Here is a 19,482-nt window from a genome sequence, read left to right on the forward strand (position 1 = left end):
CACCGGTTCGGCAGCGGGAGCGGGGGCGGGTGCGGGGGTGGCCGGCGGCTTTTTCCGGAAAAAGCTGAACATCAGGGACGTTTCTAGAATCACAGGATTCTATGAAACAGCACCTCCGCTCTTTCCTCCTCGTCCTTACCTCATCCTTGTCGCTGTTCCTGCTGCCCGCCAGCGGGCAGATTTCCGGGCCGCCACCGGCGCAGGAAAAGCCGCAGCAGTTCACGCTCGCCAACGGCATGACGCTGATCGTCAAGCCCGATCGGCGCGCGCCCACCGCGGTGCACATGGTCTACGTGCGCGTCGGCGCGATGGACGAAGTGGACGGCTCCACCGGCGTGGCCCACGTGCTGGAACACATGATGTTCAAGGGCTCCAAGGCGGTCAAGCCCGGCGAGTTCTCGCGCAGGGTCGCCGCGCTGGGCGGGCGCGAGAACGCCTTCACCACGCGCGACATGACCGGCTACTACCAGCAGATCCCGGCCAGCCGGCTCGAGGACGTGATGCGGCTGGAATCCGACCGCTTCGCCAACAACCAGTGGCCGGACGACGAGTTCAAGCGCGAACTGGAGGTGGTGAAGGAGGAGCGCCGCAGCCGCACCGAGGACAACCCGCGCGCGCAGCTCTACGAGCAGCTCAGCGCCGTCGCCTACCAGTCCAGCCCCTACCGGCGCCCGGTGGTCGGGTGGATGAGCGATCTCGATGCGATGACGGCCACCGACGCGCGCGACTTCTTCCGCCGCTGGTACGTGCCCGCCAATGCAGCCGTCATCGTGGCGGGCGACGTCGATCCGCAGCAGGTGCGCCGGCTCGCGGAGAAGTACTACGGCTCCATCCCCACGCGCGTGGTGCCGCCGCGCAAGCCGCGCGAGGAGCCGAAGCAGGAAGGCATCCGCCGCATGGATTTCAAGGCGCCGGCGGACCAGTCGTACCTGGCGCTGGCCTTCAAGGTGCCGCAGCTGCGCTCCTTCGAGCGCACGCCGGAGAACGACGACGCGCTGGCGCTGTCGGTGCTGGCCGCCGTGCTCGATGGCTACGACGGCGCGCGGCTGGAACGGGCGCTCACGCGCGGTCCCGAGCGCATCGCCGACAGCGTCGATGCGGGCAACGGCCTGTGGGGGCGCGGCCCGCAACTCTTCACGCTCTCGGGCGTGCCCGCCGCGGGCAAGACGCCGGAGCAGGTGGAGGCGGCCCTGCGCGCGCAGGTGGCGCTGGTCGCGAAGGACGGCATCACCGATGCGGAGCTGCAGCGCGTGAAGATCCGCTGGACCGCCGGCGAGATCTACAAGCTCGATTCCGTGATGGGTGTCGCGCGCGAACTGGGCAGCGCCTGGCTCCTGGGCCTGCCGCTCGACGCCGACCAGCGCCTGATGGCGCGCCTGAACGAAGTGACGGCCGAACAGGTGAAGTCGGTGGCGGCCCGCTATTTCGGCGACGACCAGCTGAGCGTCGGCATCCTGCGGCCGCTGCCGCCGGACCCCAACCGCCGCCCGCGCGCTCCCGCCGCTCCCTCGCGCCACTGAAAGGACCCGCCATGAAGCATTCCCTCGCACGCGGGGCCGCCCTCGCCGCGCTCGCCGTCACCCTGGCGGCGCCGGCCTTCGCCGCACTGCCGATCCAGAAATGGCAGCAGGCCAACGGCGCGCAGGTCTGGCTGATCGAAAGCCCCGCGCTGCCCATCGTCGACGTGCAGATCGACTTCGACGCCGGCGATCGCCGCGACCCCCTGGACAAGGCCGGTCTCGCCAGCGTGACCGCCAGCATGAGCCGCAAGGGGCTCGAGGCCCGCAACGGCCAGCCGGCGCTGGACGAGAACCAGCTCGGCGAAGCCTGGGCCGACCTCGGCGCCGGCTACGGCGTGGACGCCGGCCTCGACCGCATGAGCTTTTCGCTGCGCTCGCTCACCTATCCCGACCTCCTGAACCGCGCGGTGCAGCTGGCGGCGCGCCAGATGGGCGAGCCGGCCTTCCCGCAGGCCCTGTGGGAGCGCGATCGCGCCCGCAGCATCGCCAGCATGCGCGAGGCGCTCACGCGTCCCGGCACGGTGGCCGACCAGGCCTTCCAGAAGGCGGTGTACGGCACCCACCCGTACGGCAACTACGCCACCGAGGAAGCGCTGAACCGCATCACGGTGCAGGACATGCGCGAGTTCTACAAGCTGGCGCAGCCCTGCCGCGCCAAGGCCAGCGTGGTGGGCGCGGTGAACCGCCAGCAGGCCGACCAGATCGTCTCGACCCTGCTTTCGCGCCTGCCGGCGGGCAACTGCCAGCCGCAGGCGGCGGTGGCCGAGGTCCCGGCGCTCACCGCGCCGGCGGAGAACAGCATTCCCTTCGCCTCGGCGCAGGCCCACGTGCTGATCGGCCAGCCGGGCTACAAGCGCGACGACCCGGACTACTTCCCGCTGCTGGTGGGCAACTACATCCTGGGCGGCGGCGGCTTCGTGTCGCGGCTGTCCGAGGAAGTGCGGCAAAAGCGCGGCCTGAGCTACAGCGTCTACAGCTATTTCGCGCCGGGCCTGCATGCCGGGGCCTTCACCCTGGGCCTGCAGACCCGCCCGGACCAGGCGGCGCAGGCCGTGCAGGTTTCGCGCGACGTGGTGCGCCGCTTCGTCGCCGAAGGGCCGTCGGACGCCGAAATGAAGGCGGCCAAGGACTTCATGGTCGGGGGCTTTGCCCTGCGCCTGGACAGCAACCGCAAGCTGCTGGACAACCTGGCGAACATCGCCTGGTACGGCCTGCCGCTGGACTACCTGGACACCTGGACGAAACAAGTGGAAAAAGTCACGGCGGCCGACATCCGCGCCGCCTTCGCTCGCAAGCTGCAGCCCGATCGCATGGTGACGGTGGTCGTCGGCGGGGCCCAAGTCGCGCCGACCCGACAGTAGCGCTCCTCCGTTTGGGTGAAAACCTGTCAATGTTGACAGGGTGCCGCGGGCAGCCGGCGAAAGGAGCTTGAACAATCCCTTCCAGCGCTGTCACACGCTCTTGGTTTCTCGAGACCAGGTTTCACAGGGAGAGAGTCGGGACACGGCCCACAAGGCCGTGTCCCGTTTTTTTGTTCCACGCGAAAAGGTCGCGGGCGGCCAGGACATACCATCGGCCGCATGCCCCGTACCACGACATCGCCTCGACGTACCAACCAGGTCCGCATCATCGGCGGGCAGTGGAAGCGCACGCCCTTGCCGGTGGCGGACCGGCCGGGGTTGCGGCCGACGCCGGACCGGGTGCGGGAGACGCTGTTCAACTGGCTGGGGCAGGATCTCAGCGGCTGGCATTGCGTCGACGCCTTCGCCGGCACCGGGGCGCTGGGGCTGGAGGCGGCTTCGCGGGGCGCCGCGGACGTGCTGCTGGTGGAGGCCGAAGGCGCGCTGGTGGACCAGATCCGGGCGATCGTGCGCAAGCTGGATGCCGGCAACGTGCGCATCCAGCGCGGCAACGCCCTGTCGGTGCTCGCCTCGCTGCCCGCCGGCAGCGTGGACCTGGTGTTCCTGGATCCGCCTTTCGAATCCGACCTGTTCGACAAGGCCCTGGCCGCCGCGCGGCCGGCGCTGAAGGAAGGCGGCTTCGTCTACCTGGAGGCCCCCGCTGCCTGGGAGGGCGAGGCGCTGGCGCGCCACGGCCTCGAGGCGGTGCGCTACCTCAAAGCCGGGGCCGTGCACGGCCACCTGCTGCGCCGGACTGCATAATCCGGCGCACCAGCGGTCGCCGCCGTCGCAGGCGCCAGGAGAGCCTCCATGTCCAAAGCCGTCCTCGCCGTCTACCCCGGCACCTTCGATCCCATGACGCTGGGCCACGAGGACGTGGTGCAACGCGCCTGCCAGCTGTTCGACCGCCTGATCGTGGCGGTGGCGGCGGGTCACCACAAGAAGTCGCTCTTCACCATGCAGGAGCGCGTCGAGATGGCCCGAGAGGCGCTCGCGAAGTATCCGCAGGTGACGGTGGAGAGCTTCAGCGGCCTGGTGCGCGACTTCGTCGTGGAGCGCGGCGGCAAGGCCATGGTGCGCGGCGTGCGCGCCGTCACCGACTTCGACTACGAATTCCAGCTCGCGGGCATGAACCGCCACCTGATGCCGGACGTGGAGACGGTGTTCCTCACGCCCAGCGACAAGTACCAGTTCATCAGCAGCACCTTCGTGCGCGAGATCGCGGTGCTGGGAGGCGAGGTGCACCAGTTCGTTTCGCCGTCGGTGCAGAAGCGGCTGGTGGAGAAGGTGCGGTCGCTCGGTCGCGAGTGAATTCCGTCGTCCCCGCGCAGGCGGGGATGACGGCGGTGAGGAATAGTTCTGCTTCGCCCACTTGCACGCATCCTGCACCGACGGACCGCCCGGATAATCGACGCATGACCGAGCTGGTGCTGATCCGCCACGGCGAGACCGACATGAACCGGGAGCTGCGCTTCCAGGGCCATCTCGACGTCTCGCTCAATGCGACGGGGCTGGAGCAGGCCCGGCGCCTTGCCGGCCGCATGGCCGGCGAGAAGGCCGATGCGGTCTACGTAAGCGACCTGCTGCGCGCGCGGCAGACGGCCAGGCCGATCGCCGGCGAGCTGGCGCTGCAGGCAGTGCCGGAGAAGGGCCTGCGCGAACAGCACTTCGGCAAGGTGGAAGGCATGCGCGCGGACGACATCCAGCGCGACCTGCCGGACGCCTGGGCGGGCTGGCTGCGCTTCGACGAGAACTTCGCGATGCCGGGCGGCGAATCCACGCGCCAGTTCCATGCGCGGGTGATGGAAGCGGTGCAGCGCCTGGTGGCGGCACATCCGCAGCAGACCGTGGTGGTCGTCACGCATGGCGGCGTGCTGGACATGATCTGGCGCACCGCCCGCTCGCTGGGCCTGGGCGGGCCGCGCCAGAGCGAGATCCCCAACGCGGGATTCAACCGCATCAAGATGCGCGACGGCGCCATCGACATCCTCGCCTGGGCCGACACGCGCCACCTGGCCGACATGCCGCCGCAGCCGGTCTACGATCAGAAGAAATACGTTTCGGGCAAGCCCAGGGCGGCGTAAAGCCGCTTCGCCTGCCGGCGCAGGCGCTTCGATTCCGGCTGCGCGCGCACCTGCGGCTGCAGGATGTCCTGCGCGCCCGCGAGATGGCCGACCTTGAGCATCGCATCCAGGTGCACCTGCGCGAACAGGTCGCGCTGCGCATGGCTGCCGCCGATCTCCACCAGCCTGGGCAGCGCATGGCCCAGCGCATCGACGCAGGTGTTCCAGTCTCCCATCGCATGGGCGAACAGGCCGTGCGCGGCGGGCAGGCAGACGCGCTGCCACACGACGGCGTCTTCCCCCGTTTGCCGCAGCGCATGCGCCTCGATGCTTGTCAGCCAGGTGCGTGCGGCGTCAATCCGCCCGGCACGCGCCAGTCCGTACAGGTACTGCATGTCCAGGAAAGGCAGCACGTGGTCGTGGGCACGCTGGGCGAGGTGACCGGCCAGGTCCTGCCAGCGATCGCCGACGTCGACCCCCGCCAGCTCGGCCCGCGCCAGCAGCGAGACCGCGTTGACCTGGTCCTGGCTGTACGCCTTGACCTCGCCCCACACGTGCCGGTCGTAGATCGCCAGCACTTCCTCGGGACGGTCGAGGTCCAGCGCGAACAGCGCCTGGTGCCACCAGTTGTGCGTGACCATGAAGGAATTCAGGCCGGTCCAGGTGGGGCTCACGTCCTGCAGGAAGGCGTGGCCCTCGGCGAGACGGCCTTGCGTGAGCATCACGTGCGCGAGCGCATGGTGCGCCCAGGGTTCCTTGCGCCGCATCGCGATCGCCTGCCGCGCGGCGGCTTCGGCCTGTTCCAGGAAGTGGCACTGCTCCCAGGCGAAGGCCAGCATGCCGTGCAGGAAGGGCACGTCGCTCGCCGCAGCTTGCGCATGCAGGGCGAGGCGCAGCATGCCGGGCGCGTCGCCGCGGTTGAACAGGTGGTACTGCCCGAGCTTGAGCGACACCAGGTCGCGCGGGAACTGCCTCGCCTGCTCCTCGTGCAGCGTCACGGCGCGCGCGACGTCGCCGTCGACCCAGGCAGCGACCGCCGCGACGAAGCGCTGCTCGCGAGGCGTGGCGCGCGCCGACGCGGCTTGCGCGCGTTCGATGAAAGGCCGCGCGTGCGCCGAAGCGTCGCGCGTTTCCGCGAACATGTGCAGCGCCGCGCAGCACGCCTGCACCATGGCGGCTGGATCGTCCTTCGCCTGCAGGATGTCCGCCGCGCGCACCTCGCTCGCGATGAAGCCTTCGACGAAATCGTTCAGCGCGGCGAGGCTGCCGCCGTCCTCCAGCGTGAGCGCGTTGCCGAGCGGATCAGTCCACATGGTGGATGGCTTCCGACGGCGGGAGTGGCCAGGGCCGTTGCGGCTCCCGGATCATCTCGAAGGCGCGCGCCACTTGCAGCACCCCGAGGTCGTCGAAGCGCTTGCCGGCGATCTGCAGGCCGATCGGCAGGCCGCCCGACGTGTAGCCGCAGTTGATCGACGCGGCCGGCTGCTCCGACATGTTGAAGGGCACGGTGAAGCCGATGTGCTCCAGCGGCCGCAGCGGGTCGTTGGTGGGCGAGGGCAGTTCGGCCGGGAAGGCCGGCACCGGCGACACCGGCGAGATCACGTAGTCGAAGGGCCGGCAGGCGTTCACCGCCGCGAGCCGCGTCAGGTGGAACTGTTGCGACGCCCGGAACATCGCCTCGCCGGTCATGCCGGCGGCGCTGTCGGCCCAGTGCCGGATGTAGGGCAGCACGCGCGCCTTGGCATCGGGCGCCAGCGAGCGCATGTCCATGAGGGATCGCATGCGCCAGAAGTGGTCCATGCCGTCGAGCATGCCCTGCGTCATGAAGGGCCGCAGCGGCGCGACCACCGCGCCGGCGCGCTCGAACAGCAGCGCCGCGCGTTCCACCGCCGCGCGCACTTCCCGCTCCACCGCGAGGCCGCAACCCGCTTCCAGCAGCAGGCCGATGCGCAGCCCGCGCAGGCGATCGGCGCCGGCGTCGAAGCGGTTCCAGGGGATCTCCTGGTGCGGCAGGTTCATCGCGTCGCGGTCGTCGGGACGCGCGAGCACGTCCATGAAGAGTGCGGCGTCTTCCACGGTGCGCGTCATCGGTCCCGCGGCGCGTCCCGCATAGGGTGGATCGATCGGGATGCGGCCGAGGCTGGGCTTGAGCGTGAAGATGCCGCACCAGCCCGCGGGCAGGCGCAGCGAGCCGCCGATGTCGGTGCCGATGTGCAGCGGCCCGTAGCCGGCCGCCGCCGCAGCGCCCGCGCCGGCGCTGGAACCGCCCGGCGTGCGGCCCAGGTCCCAGGGATTGCGCGCGAGCTGGTGGTAGCTGGAAAGCCCCGAGGACAGCATGCCGTAGTCGGGCATCGTCGTCTTGGCGAGGATCACGCCGCCGCTCTCGCGCACGCGCGCGGCGGGCGGCGCGTCGGCCGCCGCCGGCACGCATTCCGAAGCGGCGGTGCCGAGCGGCGTGGGATCGCCGCGCGTGGCGATGTTGTCCTTGATCGTGACCGGCACGCCGTCGATCAGGCCCAGCGGCTCGCCGCGCAGCCAGCGCGACTCGCTGGCGCGCGCTTGTTCCATCACCTGCTCGGGGCGCAGCAGGAACAGGGCCTGGATGTGGTGCTCCCAGCGCTCGACGTGCCCGAGCACGCTGCGGGCGACTTCCACCGGCGACACTTCGCGCCGGCGGTACAGCTGGATCAGCGCGGGAGCCGGGAGTTCATGCAGGGGCTCCGACATCGCTTCAACCCCAGCTCAGGGCCGACAGGTCGTTCACGAAGATCGGCATGTCCTTCCACAGGCCCTTCACGTTCCTGTTGGCCACCGTCACCCACTGCGGCTGGTAGAGGAAGGCGTGCACCGAGTCGTCGGCCAGCAGGCGCTGCAGGTCGGCCTGCAGCTTCGCGCGGTCCTTCGGGCTCGCGGTGGATTTGTACTTCGCGTACAGGTCGTTGAACTTCGAGGACTGGTAGTTCCAGTAGTAGTCCGGCTTGGCGAAGTTGCCGAGGTCGAACGGTTCGACATGCGAGATGATCGTCATGTCGTAGTTCTTGTTGCCGTAGACGTTGGACAGCCACTGCGCCCATTCCACGTTCTGCAGCTTGGCGTTGATGCCCACCTTGGCGAGCTGCGCGGCGATCACCTCGCCACCCTGTCGCGCGTAGGGCGGCGGCGGCAGCGTGATGGTCACCTCCAGCGGACCGGTCACGCCCGCTTCCTTCAGCAGCGCGCGGGCGCGCTCCGGGTTGTAGGGATTCACGGCAGTGGTGTCGACGTAGCCGGGCGCGCTGGGGGGATAGTGGCTGCCGATCGGTGCGCCGTAGCCGTCGCCGGCGCCCTGGATCACCGCCTTGCGGTCGATCGCCGCCGCCACGGCGCGCCGCACGCGCACGTCGTCGAAGGGCTTCTTCCTGTTGTTGATGGCGAGGATGGTCTTGGCGCGCGAGCCCGACACCAGCGTCTGGAAGCGCGCGTTGCCCTTGAACTGCTCCACGCTGCGCGGCGTGATGCGCGGGAACACGTCGACGTCGCCGGCCAGCATGGCGGCCACCTGCGCCGCCGGGTCCTGGATGAAGCGGAAGGTCGCGCGGTTCATCTTGATGGCGCTCGCGTTGCGGTAGCCGTCCCACTTCTTCAGCGTGATCGACGAACCCTTCACCCAGTTGTCCAGCACGTAGGGCCCGGTACCCACGGGCTTGGTCATGTTGGTGTCGGCGCTCCTGGGTTCGACGATGACGGCGGTGGCCTGTCCCATGAGGAAGGGGAAGTCCGGATCCACTTCCTTCGTGAGGATCACGACCGTGTTCTCGTCGACGGCACGCGTCGTGAGGTTCGCGAAGGTGCGCTTGTCCTTGTTGGTGCTCTTCTCCGCGCCGGCGCGGTCGAACGCGAACTTCACCGTGTTCGCGTTGAAGGGTTCGCCGTTGTGGAACTTCACGCCGCGGCGCAGCTTGAAGGTGTAGGTGGTGAGGTCGGGCGACACCTCCCAGCTCTCGGCGAGCAGCGGCGTCACCGAGCCGTCCGGGTGGATCCTGGTGAGCGTCTCGAAGATGTTGTAGAGCGTGATCTCGCCGATGGCCGACGCCGCGCCGCCGGTGGGGTCCAGCCCCGGCGCCGGCTCCAGCGTCATGGCCAGCACGACGGAGTCCTTGCGTTTCTGCGCCAGCACGCCCGCGGGCAGGGTGGCGAGAGCGGCCAGCGAAGCGGTGTGCGTGAGGACACTGCGGCGTTTCATCATGGTTCCGGGACTCCGTGGAAAGTGGGATTCTTGGCGGGGATCATCCCCGAGTTTCGCCAGCCGAGGCAAGAGGAGTGGCCGGGGGTTCGGCCCCGGGCACCGCGGCCAGCAGCGTGCGGGTGTACGGGTGTTCGGCCGCGGCGAAGAGCTTCTCCGGCGGTCCCTGTTCGACGATGCGGCCCTGCCACAGCACCGCCACCTCGTCGCACAGGTGGTGCACCACGGCGAGGTCGTGACTGATCAGCATGTAGGTGATGCCGAACTGCGCCTGCAGGTCCTGCATCAGGTTCAGCACCTGGGCCTGCACCGAGACGTCGAGGGCGCTCACCGGTTCGTCGGCGACGATCAGGCGCGGGCGGGTGACCAGCGCGCGGGCGATCGCGATGCGCTGGCGCTGGCCGCCGGAGAATTCGTGCGGGTACTTGTCGAGGTCGGCGGGACGCAGGCCCACGGCCTGCAGCACCTCGGTGGCGCGCTGGTGCATCTCGTCGCGCGAGACACCTTGCGCGGACAGCGGCTCGGTGACGATGCGGCGCACCGGCTGCCTCGGGTCCAGCGAGCCGTACGGGTCCTGGAACACCATCTGGAAGTCGCGGCGGGCGGCGCGCAGTTCCTCGCGCGGCAGCGCATGCAGGTCGCGCCCGAGCAGGCGCACGCGGCCGGAAGACGGCGTGTCCAGCGCCATCACCAGCCGCGCCAGCGTGGACTTGCCCGAGCCCGACTCGCCGACGATGCCCAGGCTGCGCCCGGCTTCGATCGTGAAGCTCACGCCGTTCAGCGCGTGCACCTCGCCGGGCGGCTGGAACAGCTTCTCGCGCGGCAGCGCGTAGCGCTTGTGGAGGTCCTCGACCTGCAGCAACGCCGTCATCGGCGTTCCTCCCTCCCCCTCTGGGGGAGGGTTGGGGTGGGGGCGCTCTCGGCCGCCACCACATCATCCAGCCGGATGCATCTCACCGCATGCCCTGCTTCCACCTCGATGGGCGGCGGCACCTGCGCGCTGCACTCCGGAATCGTCCACCGGCACCTTCCCGCAAAGGGACAGCCCTTCGGCAAATCCACCAGCTCCGGCACGGTCCCCGGGATCGTCGCGAGCCTCTGCCCCTTCGACGCGCGCAGCCCCGGCCGCGCCGCGAACAGCCCCAGCGTGTAGGGGTGCATGCGGTGGCCGAACACCTGCGCGGTCGGCCCGCTTTCCACCACAGTCCCGCCGTACATCACCAGCATGCGCTGCACGTTCTGCGCGATCACGCCGAGGTCGTGCGAGATCAGCAGCAGCGCCATGCCGCGCTCGGCCACCAGCTCGCGAATCAGCTCGAGGATCTGGCGCTGGATCGTGACGTCCAGCGCCGTGGTCGGTTCATCGGCGATCAGCAGGTCGGGACCGCAGGCCAGCGCCATCGCGATCGTGATGCGCTGCCGCTGCCCGCCCGAGAACTGGTGCGGGTAGGCGTCGATGCGCTTCGCGGCCTCCGGGATGCCCACGCGATCGAGCAGGGCGATCGCTTCCTTGCGCGCCTGGGAAGAGGACAAGCCGCGGTGCAGCCGCAGCGGCTCCGCCACCTGGTCGCCGACCGTGTGCACGGGGTTCAGTGCGGTCATCGGCTCCTGGAACACCATGCCGATGCGGTCGCCGCGCAGCTCGCACATCGCGCGCTCCGGCCGTCCCACCAGCTCCTCGCCCTCGAAGACGATGCTGCCGGTGACGCGCGCGTTCTCCGGCAGCAGGCCCATCAGCGCCATCGCGGTGATCGACTTGCCGGAGCCGGATTCGCCGATCAGCCCGAGGGACTCGCCGCGGGCCAGCGAGAAGCTCACGTCGCGCACGGCACAGGCCGGCCCGCGGTGGGTCTGCAGTTCCACCGAGAGATTGCGGACTTCGAGCAGCGGCTTCATCGTTTGCGCGCGAGCCTGGGATCGAACAGGTCCCGCAGGCCGTCGCCGAGCAAGTTGAGGCCGAGCACCGCCAATGCAATGGCCAGGCCGGGGAACACCGCCAGCCGCGGCGCCTGGAACAGCAGCGTCTGCGCTTCGCTGAGCATGCGGCCCCAGGAGGGCTGCGGCGGCTGCGTGCCGAGGCCGAGATACGAGAGCGCGGCCTCCGCGAGGATGGCGATCGCGAAACGGATGGTCGCCTGCACGATCAGCACCGACAGGATGTTGGGCAGCACGTGCTCCATCGTGATGCTGAAGCTGCCCTTGCCGCAGGCGCGCGCGGCCAGCACGTACTCGCGGGCCCACACGGCGTTGGCGGAGGCGCGCGTGATGCGCGCGAAGGTCGGGATGTTGTAGATGCCGATCGCGACGATCGCGTTGACCATGCCGGGGCCGAACACCGCGGTGAGCATGATCGCCGAGAGGATCGCGGGGAACGCGAAGCCGAAGTCGGCCACGCGCATGATGACCTCCTCGACCCAGCCGCGCTTGGCCGACGCCAGCAGGCCCAGCGCGGTGCCGATCAAGAGGCCGATGCCCACCGCGATCACGCCGACGGCGATGGAGGCCCGCGCGCCCACCAGCAGCAGCGAGGCGATGTCGCGGCCGAAGGGATCGGTGCCCAGCCAGTACTTGCCGTCGGGGGCCCGCAGCTTCAGGCCCATGTCGATCTCGTACGGGTCGTGCGGCGTCCAGGCGAAGGACAGCGCCGCGGCGAATGCCAGCAGCAGCGTCAGCACCAGGCCGATCATGAAGCTGGGATTGCGGCGTGCGCGCTGCCAGAATCCGGGGGCTTGCAGCGGCGCGGTCGGCACCGTATCCAGCATTGCACTCATATGTCGCTCGCCTTCACACGTGGATCGATGACCGCGTACAGGATGTCGACGACGAAGTTCACTATCACCACCATTGCCGCCAGCAGCATCACGCAGTTGCGCACCACGATCAGGTCGCGGTTGGCGATCGACTGGAAGATCAGACGGCCGAGGCCGGGGAGATAGAAGACGCTTTCCACCACGATGGTGCCGGCGAGCAGTTCCGCGAACTGCAGGCCCATCACGGTGATGACCGGGATCAGCGCGTTGCGCAGCACGTGCCCCCACAGCGTGGCGCGCTGCGACACGCCCTTGGCGCGGGCGGTGCGCACGAAGTCCTCGCGCAGCACTTCCAGCACCGCGGAGCGCGTGATGCGCGCGAGGATCGCCGCCTGCACCACGGCGAGCGACAGCGCCGGCAGCAGCAGCGCGCGCAGGCCTTCGAGGATGCCTTCGCTCCAGCCCGGGAAGCCGCCCGCGGAGAACCATCCGAGCTGCACGGAGAACAGCAGGATCAGCAGGATGGCGAACCAGAAGTTGGGGATGGCGATGCCGACCTGCGTGAGGCCCATGATGCCGACGTCGCCCAGCTTGTTGTGCCGCGAGGCGGCGTAGATGCCGGCCGCGAGCGCCAGGATCGTGGTGAGCGTCATGGCCATGAGGGCCAGCGGCACCGTCAGGGTCAGCCGTTCGAGCACGAGTTCGCCGACCGGGGTGCTGTACGCGTAGCTCAGGCCCAGGTCGCCGTGCAGCAGCCCGGTGACCCAGCCCCAGTAGCGCTCGGCGCCCGGGCGATCCAGGCCGAGCTTCTGCGCCAGCGCCTGCACCGCCTCCGGCGAGGCGTCCGGCCCCATGATGATCTGGGCCGCGTTCCCCGGCAGGATCTCGAGCACCAGGAACACCACGATGGAGGTCCCTACCAGCGTCGCGATGAGGGTGATCAGCCGCTTGAAGAGGAACAGGCCCATGCAGCGGCGGATAATGCCAGAACCGTTCCAGGAGACCCGGCAGCCATGGCATTGATGATCACGGACGAATGCATCAACTGCGATGTGTGCGAGCCGGAATGCCCCAACGAGGCCATCTCCCTCGGTCCGGAGATCTACGAGATCAACCCGGACAAGTGCACCGAGTGCGTCGGCCACTTCGACGAGCCCCAGTGCGTGCAGGTGTGCCCGGTGGCATGCATCCCGGTGAACCCGCAGCGGGTGGAGAGCCGCGAGACGCTGTTCCAGAAGTACCAGCGATTGGTGGCCGCGGTCGTGCCCGTCACCGCCGCCTCTCCCGTCACCCCCGCCCTTCCCGTCACCCCCGCGCAGGCGGGGGCCCAGGACGGCGCGGAGCGCCTGCCTTCCGAAAGCCCTGGATTCCCGCCTCCGCGGGAATGACGGCTGCTACTTCTTCTTGCCCGACCCGGGCACGACCGCGGTGAAGTCGCCGGGCTTCTCCGGCTTCGCCTTCTTCTTCTTGCCCGCCTCGGGCTTCTTCTCCGCCACCTTCTTCACCTCCGGCTTGTCCACCGGCCCGAACGCGCCCGCCTTGGGCGCGTTCTTCTCCTGGGCGAGCCGCGTCTTCTGCATCTCGTCGGCCCGCTTCGCGTCCGCCTTCGCCGCGCCTGCCGCACGCGAAGCGTCGGCAGCGGAGGGCGCAGCAGGCGTGGCGATGGCCGTGCCGCCTTCGCAGGGCTGCTGGCCGTAGCTCGAACCGCAGCGCCAGACCGCCTGCGCCGTCGCCCAGGGGCTCGCGGCAAGCAGCAGGGTGCACAGGAGGGTGTTGCGGTTCGTCATGGATGCGACTCCAGGGTGGGTGGTCAGGCCCCTTCGGGCCGCGGCGGCTTGGGCCGCGGGGCCTTGTGGGTGTGGACGATCAGCGTGGCCTTGTCCATCTCGCCGGCCAGCATGGCGGGCACGGCCTTGAGCGTGCGGGTGACGCATTCCTCGATGGCCGTGCGCTGCTCGGGTGCGGGCTTCTTCAGCACCCAGTTGATCACTTCGGCCTTCACGCCCGGATGGCCGATGCCGATGCGCAGGCGCCAGTAGTCGCCGGTGCCCAGCTGCGCGTGGATGTCGCGCAGGCCGTTGTGGCCCGCATGGCTGCCGCCCAGCTTGAGCTTGGCCTGGCCCGGCACGACATCGAGTTCATCGTGCGCCACGAGGATCTCCTCCGGCGCGATCTTGTAGAAGCGCGCCAGCGCCGCCACCGACTTGCCCGAGACGTTCATGAAGGTCTGGGGCTCCAGCAGCCACACCGTGTGGCCGTGCACATTGGCGCGGGCGACCAGCCCGTGGTAGCCGCGGTCGTGCACGAGATTCACCTTGAGATCGCGCGCGAGTTCATCCACCCACCAGAAGCCGGCGTTGTGGCGCGTTGCCTCGTACTCGGGCCCGGGATTGCCCAGGCCCACGAACAGCTTGATCATGATTTCGGAAGGTTCTCAGGAAGCGCCGCGGCGCGACACGACTATTGTCACCGTGCGCAAATGAAAAAAGCCCGCTTGCGCGGGCTTTGGCATTCGTCACCCCCGCGCAGGCGGGGGCCCAGGACGAATTATTTCTTCGCGGCGGGAGCCTTGGCGGCCGGCTTCGCGGCTTCCTTGCCACCCTTGGCCGGAGCAGCGGCCTTGGCGTCGGCGGCCGGAGCGGCAGCAGCGCCTTCGGCACCGGCAGCGGCTTCGGCGGACTCTTCGGCCGCCGGCACCACCACGGACACCAGCACCGGGTTCGGCTTGCCGTGCGTCACGGCCTTCACGCCCTTGGGCAGCTTGATGTCCTTGAGCGTCAGGGTCATGCCCTTCTTCAGGCCGGACAGGTCGACCTCGATGAATTCGGGCAGGTCGGCGGGCAGGCAGGACACGTCCAGTTCGGTCATGACCGGGTTCACCAGGCAGTGGTCCAGCTTGATCGCATCGGATTCCTCGGCGCCCGTGTAGTGCACCGGCACCTTCATGTGCAGGCGGGTGTTGGCGTCCACGCGCTGGAAGTCGATGTGCTGCACCTGCTGGCGGAACGGGTGGTACTGCACGTCGCGCAGCAGCACCTTGTTCGACTTGCCGCCCAGTTCCATGTCCAGGATGGACGAATGGAAGGCTTCCTTCTTCAGGGCGTGCCACAGGGCGTTGTGATCGAGTTCGATCAGCTGGGGCTGGCCTTCACCGCCGTAGACGATGCCGGGGGTCTTGCCGACGTTGCGGAGACGGCGGCTCGCACCCGTACCTTCCGACTTGCGCTCGAAAGCGACGAATTTCATATCTGGCTCCAATCAGGAACGCACCGCGACCAGTGCGATTCCGGTTTCAAGATGCCCCTTGCGGGGCGCGAAATTCAGAACAGGTTGACCTGGTCCGAAAACAGGGACATCACCGACTCGCCCTTGGCGATGCGCTGGATCGTTTCGGCGATCAGCGGCGCCACGGACAGCTGGCGGATCTTGCTGCAGCCGCGCGCGGAATCCGACAGCGGGATGGTGTTGGTCACCACCACTTCGTCCAGGGCCGAGCCCTTGGAGATGCGCTCGATCGCGGGGCCCGAGAAGATCGGGTGCGTGCAGTAGGCGTAGACGTTCTTGGCGCCGCGTTCCTTCAGCACCTCGGCCGCCTTCACCAGCGTTCCGGCGGTGTCGATCATGTCGTCCATGATCACGCAGTTGCGGCCTTCGATCTCGCCGATCACGTGCATCACTTCCGACACGTTGGCCTTGGGCCGGCGCTTGTCGATGATCGCGAGGTCGGTGCCCAGCTGCTTGGCCAGCGCGCGGGCGCGCACGACGCCGCCGACGTCCGGCGACACCACGATCAGGTCCTCGTAGTTCTTCAGGCGCAGGTCGCCCAGCAGCACCGGCGAGGCGTAGATGTTGTCGACGGGGATGTCGAAGAAGCCCTGGATCTGGTCGGCGTGCAGGTCCATCGTCAGCACGCGGGCCACGCCCACCGTTTCGAGCAGGTTGGCCACCACCTTGGCCGAGATCGGCACGCGCGAGGAGCGCGGGCGGCGGTCCTGGCGGGCGTAGCCGAAGTAGGGGATCACGGCGCTGATGCGTTCGGCCGAGGCGCGCTTGAGCGCGTCGACCATGATCAGCAGCTCCATCAGGTTCTCGTTGGTCGGGGCGCAGGTCGACTGCACCACGAACACATCCCGCGCCCGCACGTTGGTGTTGATCTCCACGGTGACTTCACCGTCGGAGAAACGGCTCACCGACGCCGCGCCGAGCGCGATGCCCAGGTGGCCGGCGATTTCCTCCGCCAACGCCGGATTGGCATTGCCGGTGAAGACCATGAAATCGGGGGTGGGAGGAGAAGCCTGCATCGGAATGTCTGTAGACCCAACTAAACGGTTTGGCAGGGGAGGAAGGACTCGAACCCTCGCATGCCGGAATCAAAATCCGGTGCCTTAACCAACTTGGCGACTCCCCTACACTGGTCGACCGCTGAAATCAGCCGTCAACCGAATCGTCGCTGGGTGCCCAGCCCCAAAGGGGATGGACCTCCATATTGCCGCAAACCTGGATCACCCAGTCCGCCGGGGCCGGCGCCAGGGATTTTCCCGGCGGCAGCAGCGCGAAGACCGCGCTGCCCGAGCCCGTCATCCGGGCTTGCAGGCCTTGCGAACCCAGCCATTGCAAGACCTCGTCCACTTCGAGACAGATCTGCCGGGCCACCGGTTCCAGGTCGTTGTGACCAAAACCGTAGGGGTCTGCAGCAAAGCCTGCGATTGTAGCACCGTCCGAATCGCGTTTCAGCGCGGGGTGCTGGAAGATGTCCTTCGTCGCCAGCCCGCGCCGCGGTTTGACGACCACGAAACGCGCCGCGGGCAGCTGCACTGGCGTGATCCGCTCGCCGATCCCTTCGACCCAGGCGTTGCGTCCGCGCAGGAAGAAGGGCACGTCGGCACCGAGCGACAGGCCGATCTTCTCGAGGGAAGACAGCGGCAGGCGCAGGTTCCAGAGGCGATTGAGCGCGAGCAGGCAGCTGGCCGCATCCGACGAGCCGCCGCCCAGGCCGGCTTCGGCGGGCAGCCGCTTGAGCACGCGGATGTGCGCGCCTTCGCGGCTGCCGCTCGCCTGTTGCAGGGCGCGCGCGGCACGCAGCGTCAGGTCGTCTTCAGGAAGCGGGGGGCCGAGGTCCTCGCGGCTCAGCTTGCCGCCGGGGCGGCGCTCGAAGTGCAGCGTGTCGTGCCAGTCCAGCAGCATGAACGCCGACTGCAGCAGGTGGTAGCCGTCGGCACGCCGTCCGGTGACGTGCAGGAACAGGTTGAGCTTCGCCGGCGCGGCGACGTCGTGCAGGGCCTGCATGCGCGCCTCAGCGCTCGAACACCACCCGCAGGTCCGCGGGCGGGGGCGGCGCCGTGCGGCGCGCGCGCAGCCGCCCTTCGGCGACCTGGCTCACGTCGACCTCCCAGCCGGGCACCGGCGTGGGCTTGCCCGCGAGCCAGTCGAACAGCGCCGCCAGCGGCAGCTCCTGTCCGGTCGCTTCCTGCGCCAGCGCTTCCACCGAGGGGAACTGCCGCTCCTTGCCATTGGAGCGCAGCGTCGCCGTCCCCGGCGCCCAGGACAGCAGGGCGACCGTGCCGCCCAGCGGATTGGTCAGCGTGAGTTCGCCGGTCTCGGGCGCGCCCTTCAGTTCGAAGCCGGCCGAGAAGGACTGGCTGGACTGGCCCTCCACGCTGAGCGCCAGCCGCCCGCTCCACGACTGCACGCCCGGCGGCGTCGGCGTGCGCGGCGGTGCGGCGCAGCCCGCGAGCAGGGTCAGGGACAGGAGAGCCGATGCGGCCCAGGAAGCGCGCAGTGCGGTCCTCATGGCTTCACCTTGAAGCGCTTGATCGTTTCCTGCAGCGTGTCGTTCTCGGCGTTGAGCAGCAGGCCTTCGCGCCAGATCGACAGTGCCTGGTCGCGCTGGCCGACCGACCACAGCACCTCGCCGATGTGCGCGGCGATCTCGGCGTCCGGACGTTCCTTGTAGGCGCCCTGCAGGATGCGCAGCGCCTCCGCCTTGTTGCCCATGCGGAACTCGACCCAGCCCAGGCTGTCGGTGATGAAGGGATCGCCGGGCGCGTACTCCAGCGCCTTCTGGATCAGCTGCCTGGCTTCCGGCAGGCGCTGGTTGCGCTCCGCGAGCGAGAAGCCCAGCGCGTTGTAGGCGTGGTGGTAATCCGCCTTCTTCGCCACGATCTGGCGCAGCAGTTTTTCCATCTGCGCGAAGTCGCCGAGCTTCTCGGCCACCATGGCCTGGTCGTACATCAGGTCGGCGTCGGCGGGGTCCTTGGCGGAGGCCTGCGCGAGCAGGTCGTAGGCGGCCTTGAGCTGCTTGTTGTCCCGCAGCAGCTGCACTTCGGCCAGCGTCTTCATGCGGATGTCGGCCGGGTTGCGTTCGGGCAGCGCGCGGATCAGCTTGCGCGCCTCGTCCAGGCGGCCCTGGCGCGCGAGGATGGACGCGCGGCGGTTCTGCGCCTGCACCAGGTCCTGCGAGTTCTCGATGCGGTCCAGCCAGGCGCCGGCCTGGGCGAAGTCGCGCCGCTTCTCGGCGATCTGTGCGAGCGACAAGTAGGCCTGCGCGGTGCCGCGGCCGCGGTCCTCGGCGTCCTGCTGGCCGCCGGCGAGCTCCAGGTACTTCTTCAACGCCGCTTCGGCCGGCGCGAGCTGGTTGTCCTGCACCAGCAGGGTGCCGGTCGCCAGCCAGGCCTCGGGGAATTCGGGGCGCTCGCGGGTGACGACCTGCAGCTGCTGCAGCGCCTCGGCGCTGCGGTTGGCGTCCAGCAGCGCGCGCGCATAGCCCATGCGCAGCTCCGGCAGCGGCTTGCCTTCGAGGTACTTGCGTACCAGCGCTTCGGCCTGCGGCTGCTTGGGATCCATCATGTCCAGCGCCAGCAGCGCGGGACCTTCGGCGCCCGGGTTGATGGCCTGGCCGCGGCGCGCGGCTTCCAGGGCGCCCGGCGCGTCGCCCGCGTTCAGGCGCAGGCGGCCGATCGTGCTCCAGGCCGCGGGGCCGGTGTCCGGCCGGCCCAGGTGGTCGGCGAGGGCTTGTTCGACCACCGACGCCGCCTGCTTCTTGTCCGAGGCGCGCGCATAGATGCGGCCGGCGGCCGCGATGATCCCCGCGCGATCGGCTGCTTCGGCCATCGAGATCTCGGTCTTCAGCGGCTCCACGCTTTCCGGCAGGCGGTTGAGCGCCACCAGGATCTGCAGCACGAAGCGGTTGGCTTCGCGCGACTGCGGGACCGCCTGCTTCCAGGCGCGGGCGGCCTGCAGCGCGGCGTCGCCGGAGCGGGCCTGCAGGGCGAGTTCGACCGCGCGCTGGTAAAGGGAGGAATCGTTGGTCTTGCGCGCGGCGTCGAGGATCAGCGCGAAGCCCGCGGTCGGCTCGTTGGCGCGGACGTTCAGCTCGCCCAGCAGCAACTGGTAGAACAGTTCGGCGTCGAGGGTGCTGTTGCCGGCGGCCGCGACCTGCGGCGCTTGCGCGAAGACGGGCTGTCCGAAGGCGCAGAGAGCGAGAACCGCAGCGGCTGCGGTCCGGCGGAGTTTCTTCATCGACCCATC

19 protein-coding genes, 1 tRNA gene and 1 pseudogene are annotated in these 19,482 nt (G+C 69.3%); 6 read left to right on the top strand and 15 right to left on the bottom strand.

Going from position 1 to position 19,482, the window contains the following annotated elements; all coding sequences use genetic code 11:
• The first annotated feature begins 101 nt into the window (after positions 1-101).
• The 5 genes from VF522_RS18755 to VF522_RS18775 all read left to right on the top strand — a co-directional run bounded on the left by VF522_RS18755 (position 102) and on the right by VF522_RS18775 (position 5,004).
• Positions 102-1,520: a pitrilysin family protein gene (locus VF522_RS18755; RefSeq protein ID WP_330909832.1), complete on the top strand. Its 1,419-nt coding sequence runs from the start codon at positions 102-104 to the stop codon at positions 1,518-1,520.
• An 11-nt stretch (positions 1,521-1,531) separates the two neighbouring features.
• The gene (locus VF522_RS18760) at positions 1,532-2,881 is read left to right on the top strand and encodes a pitrilysin family protein (RefSeq protein ID WP_330909833.1); all 1,350 of its coding nucleotides are present in this window, start codon (positions 1,532-1,534) and stop codon (positions 2,879-2,881) included.
• A 219-nt stretch (positions 2,882-3,100) separates the two neighbouring features.
• Positions 3,101-3,682, top strand: a complete 582-nt coding sequence (rsmD, locus tag VF522_RS18765) for a 16S rRNA (guanine(966)-N(2))-methyltransferase RsmD (protein WP_330909834.1) — start codon at positions 3,101-3,103, stop codon at positions 3,680-3,682.
• 48 nt (positions 3,683-3,730) lie between these two features.
• A complete protein-coding gene (gene coaD / locus VF522_RS18770; protein ID WP_330909835.1) occupies positions 3,731-4,231 on the top strand; it encodes a pantetheine-phosphate adenylyltransferase in 501 nt (166 codons plus the stop codon).
• Positions 4,232-4,335: 104 nt separating this feature from the next.
• Positions 4,336-5,004 (top strand): histidine phosphatase family protein, encoded by a 669-nt coding sequence (locus tag VF522_RS18775; RefSeq protein ID WP_330909836.1) that lies wholly within the window; start codon positions 4,336-4,338, stop codon positions 5,002-5,004.
• Here VF522_RS18775 and VF522_RS18780 read toward each other — a convergent pair.
• The 7 genes from VF522_RS18780 to VF522_RS18810 are packed head-to-tail and all read right to left on the bottom strand — an operon-like array spanning position 4,965 to position 12,923.
• The gene (locus tag VF522_RS18780; RefSeq protein ID WP_330909837.1) at positions 4,965-6,296 is read right to left on the bottom strand and encodes a tetratricopeptide repeat protein; all 1,332 of its coding nucleotides are present in this window, start codon (positions 6,294-6,296) and stop codon (positions 4,965-4,967) included. The genes VF522_RS18775 and VF522_RS18780 overlap by 40 nt on opposite strands.
• Positions 6,286-7,710, bottom strand: coding sequence for an amidase (locus VF522_RS18785; protein WP_330909838.1), 1,425 nt, complete (start codon positions 7,708-7,710; stop codon positions 6,286-6,288). The genes VF522_RS18780 and VF522_RS18785 overlap by 11 nt, the downstream gene beginning before the upstream one ends.
• Before the next feature lie 4 nt (positions 7,711-7,714).
• Positions 7,715-9,208, bottom strand: a complete 1,494-nt coding sequence (locus VF522_RS18790; RefSeq protein WP_330909839.1) for an ABC transporter substrate-binding protein — start codon at positions 9,206-9,208, stop codon at positions 7,715-7,717.
• Between the two features lie 40 nt (positions 9,209-9,248).
• Positions 9,249-10,076 carry an ATP-binding cassette domain-containing protein gene (locus VF522_RS18795; RefSeq protein WP_330909840.1) on the bottom strand — a complete coding sequence of 276 codons (828 nt, stop codon included), beginning with the start codon at positions 10,074-10,076 and terminating at the stop codon, positions 9,249-9,251.
• Entirely contained in the window at positions 10,073-11,101 is a 1,029-nt protein-coding gene (locus VF522_RS18800) for an ABC transporter ATP-binding protein (RefSeq protein WP_330909841.1), read from the bottom strand. The genes VF522_RS18795 and VF522_RS18800 overlap by 4 nt, the downstream gene beginning before the upstream one ends.
• A complete protein-coding gene (locus VF522_RS18805; RefSeq protein WP_330909842.1) occupies positions 11,098-11,976 on the bottom strand; it encodes an ABC transporter permease in 879 nt (292 codons plus the stop codon). The genes VF522_RS18800 and VF522_RS18805 overlap by 4 nt, the downstream gene beginning before the upstream one ends.
• Positions 11,973-12,923, bottom strand: a complete 951-nt coding sequence (locus VF522_RS18810) for an ABC transporter permease (RefSeq protein ID WP_330909843.1) — start codon at positions 12,921-12,923, stop codon at positions 11,973-11,975. Before VF522_RS18810 ends, VF522_RS18805 begins: the two co-directional genes overlap by 4 nt.
• Before the next feature lie 45 nt (positions 12,924-12,968).
• On the opposite strand from VF522_RS18810, the pseudogene VF522_RS18815 reads away from it, so the two are divergent.
• Positions 12,969-13,214 (top strand): annotated as a pseudogene (locus VF522_RS18815) (YfhL family 4Fe-4S dicluster ferredoxin); the annotation flags it as partial.
• A 135-nt stretch (positions 13,215-13,349) separates the two neighbouring features.
• On the opposite strand, the gene VF522_RS18820 reads toward VF522_RS18815, so the two are convergent.
• The 8 genes from VF522_RS18820 to VF522_RS18855 all read right to left on the bottom strand — a co-directional run bounded on the left by VF522_RS18820 (position 13,350) and on the right by VF522_RS18855 (position 19,473).
• Complete coding sequence (locus tag VF522_RS18820; RefSeq protein WP_330909844.1) at positions 13,350-13,742, bottom strand: hypothetical protein; 393 nt, start codon at positions 13,740-13,742, stop codon at positions 13,350-13,352.
• Between the two features lie 23 nt (positions 13,743-13,765).
• On the bottom strand, positions 13,766-14,374 hold the full coding sequence (gene pth, locus VF522_RS18825) for an aminoacyl-tRNA hydrolase (RefSeq protein ID WP_330909845.1): 609 nt from the start codon (positions 14,372-14,374) through the stop codon (positions 13,766-13,768).
• 128 nt (positions 14,375-14,502) lie between these two features.
• Entirely contained in the window at positions 14,503-15,201 is a 699-nt protein-coding gene (locus VF522_RS18830) for a 50S ribosomal protein L25/general stress protein Ctc (protein ID WP_330909846.1), read from the bottom strand.
• 74 nt (positions 15,202-15,275) lie between these two features.
• Positions 15,276-16,256 carry a ribose-phosphate pyrophosphokinase gene (locus VF522_RS18835; RefSeq protein ID WP_330909847.1) on the bottom strand — a complete coding sequence of 327 codons (981 nt, stop codon included), beginning with the start codon at positions 16,254-16,256 and terminating at the stop codon, positions 15,276-15,278.
• Between the two features lie 30 nt (positions 16,257-16,286).
• A tRNA-Gln gene (locus VF522_RS18840) sits at positions 16,287-16,363 on the bottom strand.
• A gap of 20 nt (positions 16,364-16,383) precedes the next feature.
• Positions 16,384-17,241, bottom strand: coding sequence for a 4-(cytidine 5'-diphospho)-2-C-methyl-D-erythritol kinase (gene ispE, locus VF522_RS18845; protein ID WP_330909848.1), 858 nt, complete (start codon positions 17,239-17,241; stop codon positions 16,384-16,386).
• Positions 17,242-17,248: 7 nt separating this feature from the next.
• Positions 17,249-17,746: an outer membrane lipoprotein LolB gene (locus tag VF522_RS18850; RefSeq protein ID WP_330909849.1), complete on the bottom strand. Its 498-nt coding sequence runs from the start codon at positions 17,744-17,746 to the stop codon at positions 17,249-17,251.
• Positions 17,743-19,473, bottom strand: a complete 1,731-nt coding sequence (locus VF522_RS18855) for a tetratricopeptide repeat protein (RefSeq protein ID WP_330909850.1) — start codon at positions 19,471-19,473, stop codon at positions 17,743-17,745. Before VF522_RS18855 ends, VF522_RS18850 begins: the two co-directional genes overlap by 4 nt.
• Positions 19,474-19,482 lie beyond the last annotated feature (9 nt).

Source organism: Ramlibacter sp. (assembly GCF_036383835.1).
Lineage (GTDB): Bacteria > Pseudomonadota > Gammaproteobacteria > Burkholderiales > Burkholderiaceae_C > Ramlibacter.

Excerpts from the sequence above, each read along its gene's own strand:
- VF522_RS18795 (WP_330909840.1), bottom strand. The coding sequence starts at position 10,076 with ATGACGGCGTTGCTGCAGGTCGAGGACCTCCACAAGCGCTACGCGCTG.
- VF522_RS18805 (WP_330909842.1), bottom strand. The coding sequence starts at position 11,976 with ATGAGTGCAATGCTGGATACGGTGCCGACCGCGCCGCTGCAAGCCCCC.
- VF522_RS18855 (WP_330909850.1), bottom strand. The coding sequence starts at position 19,473 with ATGAAGAAACTCCGCCGGACCGCAGCCGCTGCGGTTCTCGCTCTCTGC.
- rsmD (WP_330909834.1), top strand. The coding sequence starts at position 3,101 with ATGCCCCGTACCACGACATCGCCTCGACGTACCAACCAGGTCCGCATC.
- VF522_RS18835 (WP_330909847.1), bottom strand. The coding sequence starts at position 16,256 with ATGCAGGCTTCTCCTCCCACCCCCGATTTCATGGTCTTCACCGGCAAT.
- VF522_RS18800 (WP_330909841.1), bottom strand. The coding sequence starts at position 11,101 with ATGAAGCCGCTGCTCGAAGTCCGCAATCTCTCGGTGGAACTGCAGACC.
- VF522_RS18790 (WP_330909839.1), bottom strand. The coding sequence starts at position 9,208 with ATGATGAAACGCCGCAGTGTCCTCACGCACACCGCTTCGCTGGCCGCT.
- coaD (WP_330909835.1), top strand. The coding sequence starts at position 3,731 with ATGTCCAAAGCCGTCCTCGCCGTCTACCCCGGCACCTTCGATCCCATG.
- VF522_RS18785 (WP_330909838.1), bottom strand. The coding sequence starts at position 7,710 with ATGTCGGAGCCCCTGCATGAACTCCCGGCTCCCGCGCTGATCCAGCTG.
- VF522_RS18755 (WP_330909832.1), top strand. The coding sequence starts at position 102 with ATGAAACAGCACCTCCGCTCTTTCCTCCTCGTCCTTACCTCATCCTTG.
- VF522_RS18830 (WP_330909846.1), bottom strand. The coding sequence starts at position 15,201 with ATGAAATTCGTCGCTTTCGAGCGCAAGTCGGAAGGTACGGGTGCGAGC.
- pth (WP_330909845.1), bottom strand. The coding sequence starts at position 14,374 with ATGATCAAGCTGTTCGTGGGCCTGGGCAATCCCGGGCCCGAGTACGAG.
- VF522_RS18810 (WP_330909843.1), bottom strand. The coding sequence starts at position 12,923 with ATGGGCCTGTTCCTCTTCAAGCGGCTGATCACCCTCATCGCGACGCTG.
- VF522_RS18850 (WP_330909849.1), bottom strand. The coding sequence starts at position 17,746 with ATGAGGACCGCACTGCGCGCTTCCTGGGCCGCATCGGCTCTCCTGTCC.
- ispE (WP_330909848.1), bottom strand. The coding sequence starts at position 17,241 with ATGCAGGCCCTGCACGACGTCGCCGCGCCGGCGAAGCTCAACCTGTTC.
- VF522_RS18775 (WP_330909836.1), top strand. The coding sequence starts at position 4,336 with ATGACCGAGCTGGTGCTGATCCGCCACGGCGAGACCGACATGAACCGG.
- VF522_RS18760 (WP_330909833.1), top strand. The coding sequence starts at position 1,532 with ATGAAGCATTCCCTCGCACGCGGGGCCGCCCTCGCCGCGCTCGCCGTC.
- VF522_RS18820 (WP_330909844.1), bottom strand. The coding sequence starts at position 13,742 with ATGACGAACCGCAACACCCTCCTGTGCACCCTGCTGCTTGCCGCGAGC.
- VF522_RS18780 (WP_330909837.1), bottom strand. The coding sequence starts at position 6,296 with ATGTGGACTGATCCGCTCGGCAACGCGCTCACGCTGGAGGACGGCGGC.